The organism is Amycolatopsis sp. CFH S0740, assembly GCF_004522315.1.
GTDB lineage: Bacteria > Actinomycetota > Actinomycetes > Mycobacteriales > Pseudonocardiaceae > Amycolatopsis > Amycolatopsis nivea.
Map to the genome: position 1 here is coordinate 1 of NZ_SDLS01000065.1, position 3,680 is coordinate 3,680.

A 3,680-nucleotide genomic window follows, 5' to 3' on the forward strand; every position below is an offset into this window, starting at 1 on the left:
CTGAGACACACCTGTCCGTGAGGTCCTGAGACAGGACACGCGGTGTAGGCGAGGGATCCCCGCTCACGACCCTCCGCTGAGCCGGTTCCGCGCCCCGGACGGGTCGAAGTTCACCCGCCGGAGCGGTCCGGCCGCCAATAGCACCACCGCCACCGCGCTCAGCGCCGCGAGCACCAGCGCCGCCACGAACCGGGCCGGGACCGACGTCGCCGAGGACAGCACCGCGTACCCGCCGAGCACCACCGCGACCGGCCCGAACAGCGCGATCGCCGTCCGCACCGGCGGGATCCGGCTGCCGTCCGGACGCCGCGCCGAGACGACCGCCGCGCCCGCCGACACCACCGCGGCCACCAGCAGGCAGGCGCCCACGGTGTCGGAGAGCCGGTGCCAGCTGAGCGCGACGGTCGCCGCGGCCACCCAGGCGACGCCGGGCGCACCCACGGCGAGCACCCAGGTCCGGAACCGCGCGGGCAGCACCACGGCCAGTGCCAGCAGCACGGCGGTCGCCGCGCTCACGTGCCCGCTCGGGAAGCTGTTGTGGTGCGGAGCCCCGGCCGACCCCACGTCCGGCCGGTCCAGCAGGTAGATCTTGAGCAGCTGCGCGGCGGCCAGCGGCAGCAAGTACAGCACCAGCGCGGTCACGCCGAGCGCGAACCGCTTGCGCAGCACCGCGAGCGCCACGATGACGATCCCCGCCGCGCCGAACACCTCGACCCCGTCGATCCCGGCCAGCGGCCGCGCCCAGTCCACAGTGGACCGCGGAAGGCCCTGCGCGAAGCGGACGACCCCGTCCTCCGCGCGCTGCCCGGCCTCGGTCCGCACGAACAGCAGGTAGGCGACGACGAACGCGCCCGCGAACCCGATGGCCGCGGCGATCAGCACCGCGGTCCGCGAACGCCGAGGCGGGGCGAGCGCGTGGCGCGGCGCGGACAGGGGCACGGTCGGCGGATCAGGAGTCAGTACTGCCATGCCTTCGAGCCTGGCCGCGGGATTTCGAGATCTCGTCAGGGCCATGTCATGGTTTCGCTACAAGATCCGCCCGGCTCGCGCGAATCCGCGGGCATTCCGAATAATGGCCACCGTGGCTGTGGTGTTGGTGGTCGAGGACGACGCGTCCGTCAGAGAGGGCATGGAACTGGCGCTGCGCCGGCAAGGACACACCGTGCACACCGCGGCGACCGGCGAGGACGGCGTGGCGCAGCTGCGCGAACGCGCGCCGGACCTCGTGGTGCTCGACCTCATGCTGCCCGGCATCGACGGGTTCGAGACCTGCCGCCGGATCCGCGCGCTCGGCCAGGTGCCGATCATCATGCTCACCGCGCGCAGCGACGATTTCGACATCGTCGCCGGCCTCGAAGCGGGCGCGGACGACTACGTCGTGAAGCCGGTCGAACCGCGCGTGCTCGACGCCCGCATCCGCGCGGTGCTGCGCCGCACTGCCGCCGAACCCGGCGCCGCGGGCCCAGAACAGCACGGCGACCTGGTGATCGACCGCGCCGGGATGCTGGTGCGCAAACACGGCGAACACGTTTCGCTCACGCCGACCGAACTGAAGCTGCTGCTGGAGATCTCGCGCACGCCGGGCCAGGTGTACAGCCGCAGCCAGCTGCTGGCGTCGGTGTGGGGACACGATTATCTCGGCGATTCCCGCCTGGTCGACGCCTGCGTGCAGCGGCTGCGCGCGAAGATCGAGGACGTTCCGGCGCGGCCGGACCACGTGCAGACGGTGCGCGGCTTCGGCTACCGGTTCGGCCGCTCGTGAAACGGCTCCGGTCGTGGGTGTCCGGGCTGCGCCTGCGGCTGGTGCTGGCGTTCGCCGCGATGACGCTGGTCGGCGCGGGCGCGGCGGCGGGCGCGAGCTACGTGTCCGCGCGCAACACCATCCTGGCCGGCGTGCAGGACCCGGCGATGGTGCAGCTGCGCGACGAGGTCAGGACGTACCTGCCGCAGCTGACCCTGCCGCCCGACCAGCGCCAGCTCGACAACATGGCGAGCTCGCTCAAGGGCGTCACGACCGTGGTGTTCGGGTCGCTGCATTCGCGCGTCGGGCTGAACCCGGCGGAGATACCCGGCGGGCTGCGCACCGCGGTCGCGGGCGGGACCAGCATCCAGTTCCAGCGCGTCATCGAGGGCGGGCGCCCGGTCCTCTACATCGGGATGCCGCTGCTGCGCTACGGCGCGACGAAGGGCGAACACACCGGCATCGAGGTCTACAAGACGGTCCCGCTCGCCACCCAGCAGGCCGCGATCGAGCAGCTGGCGACGCGCGCGTGGGTCATGACCGCGCTGGCCTTGCCGGTCGCGGTCGCGCTGGCGCTGCTGGCCGCGCGGCAGGTGCTGCGCCCGGTGCGCGCGCTGAACTCCGCGGCGCGCAAACTCGGCGACGGGCAGCTCGACGTCCGCCTGCCCGCGAAGGGGTCCGACGAACTGGCCCAGCTGGTCACCACGTTCAACCACACCGCGGCGGAACTGGAACGCACCGTCGGCTCGCTGCGGGAGATGGAGGCCGATGCGCGCCGGTTCGTCGCGGACGTCTCGCACGAACTGCGCACCCCGCTGGCCGCGATGAACGTGGTCACCGACGTCCTAGACGAAGACGCCGACCAGCTGCCCGCGGACACCGCCGTCGCGGCGCGCCTGGTGTCCGCCGAAACGCGGCGGCTGACCCGGCTCGTGCAGGACCTGGTCGAGATCTCCCGCTTCGACGCCGGACGGGCCGAGCTGCGCGTCGAGGAGGTCGACCTGGCTGAGGCAGTGGCGAACAGCGTCGCCGCCCGCGGCTGGACCGACTCCGTCGCGGCCGACCTGCCGAGCGTCACCGTGCCCGCAGACCCGCGACGGCTCGACCTGGTCGTCGCCAACCTCGTCGGCAACGCCCTGCGCCACGGCGCGCCGCCGGTCGAGGTCCGGCTGAGCACCGACGACACGACCGTCTACCTCACTGTTACCGACCACGGCCCGGGCATCCCCGAGGAGGTGCTGCCGAAGGTGTTCGACCGCTTCGCGAAGGCCGACACCTCGCGCGCCCGGTCCGACGGCAGCGGCCTCGGCCTGTCGATCGCGCTGGAAAACGCCCGGCTGCACGGCGGCGACATCGAAGCTGCGAACACCGGCGACGGGGCGCGGTTCACGCTCCGGCTGCCCCGCACCGCGAAGGAGGAGCGATGAAACTTCTGCGGCTCTTCGTCGCTTTCGCTGCTGTCTTGGCCCTCGCCGGTTGCGGTATCCAGCCGACCGGAGTGATCCCTGCCGGCGACGCTCCCGGCGGCTTCCAGCTGGGCACGCCGCGTCCGCAGATCACGCTCTACTTCGTGTACGCGGGACAGCTCAGCCCGGTGCAACGTGCCTGGGCGAGGGACGCGACCCCCACGACGGTGCTGACGGAACTGTTCGGCGGCCCGACTCGTACGGAAGAACAAGAGGGCTTCTACTCGATGCTCTCGCCGGGCCGGCACGTCACGGTCGACACCTCGGCCCAGCCGGTGACCGTGACCGTCTCCGAATCGATGAAACTGCTGTACCCCGTCGGCCTGCAGCAGGTGGTCTGCACCGTGTCCGCGTCGCTGGCGGCGTCCGGGCAGCCGGTCGGCAAGGGGATCACCGTGGTCGCCTCGGACACCAAGCTCGAATCCCTGTACTGCAACTAGTGTCCTGCGTCGTAAATTCGTCGCTAGTTAGAC

General features: G+C 72.0%; 4 protein-coding genes. 3 read left to right on the top strand and 1 reads right to left on the bottom strand.

The genetic code is table 11. The features are described 5' to 3' along the window. Positions 1 to 63: 63 nt before the first annotated feature. Entirely contained in the window at positions 64 to 969 is a 906-nt protein-coding gene (locus EIZ45_RS45725) for a phosphatase PAP2 family protein (RefSeq protein WP_134670430.1), read from the bottom strand. A 112-nt stretch (positions 970 to 1,081) separates the two neighbouring features. Here EIZ45_RS45725 and EIZ45_RS45730 point away from each other — a divergent pair, with 112 nt between their 5' ends. From EIZ45_RS45730 to EIZ45_RS45740, 3 genes are read left to right on the top strand one after another with little or no spacing between them, the layout of a single operon-like run. Beyond that, positions 1,082 to 1,762: a response regulator transcription factor gene (locus EIZ45_RS45730; protein ID WP_134670428.1), complete on the top strand. Its 681-nt coding sequence runs from the start codon at positions 1,082 to 1,084 to the stop codon at positions 1,760 to 1,762. 59 nt (positions 1,763 to 1,821) lie between these two features. After that, the gene (locus EIZ45_RS45735) at positions 1,822 to 3,168 is read left to right on the top strand and encodes a HAMP domain-containing sensor histidine kinase (protein WP_205670333.1); all 1,347 of its coding nucleotides are present in this window, start codon (positions 1,822 to 1,824) and stop codon (positions 3,166 to 3,168) included. Continuing rightward, positions 3,165 to 3,647 carry a hypothetical protein gene (locus tag EIZ45_RS45740; protein ID WP_134670424.1) on the top strand — a complete coding sequence of 161 codons (483 nt, stop codon included), beginning with the start codon at positions 3,165 to 3,167 and terminating at the stop codon, positions 3,645 to 3,647. The genes EIZ45_RS45735 and EIZ45_RS45740 overlap by 4 nt, the downstream gene beginning before the upstream one ends. Positions 3,648 to 3,680 lie beyond the last annotated feature (33 nt).